General features: G+C 45.4%; 2 protein-coding genes. Both read left to right on the top strand.

Translation table 11 applies throughout. The annotated features are described in order from the left end of the window. A partial coding sequence (ubiG, locus tag A3739_RS17780; protein ID WP_068502275.1) for a bifunctional 2-polyprenyl-6-hydroxyphenol methylase/3-demethylubiquinol 3-O-methyltransferase UbiG occupies positions 1 to 342 on the top strand: 342 nt, incomplete at its 5' end. Position 343: 1 nt separating this feature from the next. Beyond that, positions 344 to 826, top strand: a 483-nt coding sequence (locus A3739_RS17785; RefSeq protein WP_068502279.1) for an HAD family hydrolase, incomplete at its 3' end; no start/stop codon positions are given.

The following is an 826-nucleotide window of genomic DNA, read 5'->3' on the forward strand; positions in this document are numbered from 1 at the left end:
GAAATGCTAGAGCACGTTCCGTCTCCATCATCGGTAATTCAAGCGTGCCAGCGCCTGCTTAAGCCCGGTGGAGACCTTTTCCTATCTACCATTAATCGCAATCCCAAAGCATATCTTTTCGCAATCGTTGGCGCCGAACACCTTATGAAGATGCTCCCTAAAGGAACGCACGATTTTAAGAAGTTCATCAAACCTTCAGAGCTTGGGGGCATGGTTCGTCAAGCAGGCTTAGAGATGCAGGATATATCAGGCATGACATACAATCCGCTGGTTAAAGAATACAAACTCAGCCGCGATGTAGACGTGAATTATTTGATGCACGCCATCAAACCCAAGGCATAAAATGGAACTTGAAGCAGTCTTATTCGATCTTGACGGTACGTTAGTTGACACTGCACCCGACTTCTACGTTACGGTCGAGAAGTTATTAGCACTCCACAATAAAGCCCCCATTGAACACGAAGTTATCCGAGCAGAGGTTTCTAACGGTTCACGAGCACTAACAAAACTATGCTTTCCGGAGATTACTGATCAAGATGAGTTCGAGCAGCTGCGCATGCAATTGTTGAATATCTATGCTGATGAAGTAGGTGCAAACGCAGTACTGTTTCCCGAAAATCGCGAGATTCTTGAAACCTTAAAGAGTAAAAACATTCCTTGGGGCATCGTAACCAACAAGCCACGACTTTATACCGAGCTTCTGATCAAGCGCACTAGTTTTCTCAAAAACTGTTCTGTATTAATTTGCGCGGATGATGTGCCAGTTGCTAAGCCAGACCCGACTGGAATTCTTGAAGCTTGCGCCAAGCTCCAAGTGTCTAGCAAT

The sequence above is a fragment of the Oleiphilus sp. HI0067 genome (assembly GCF_001635735.1).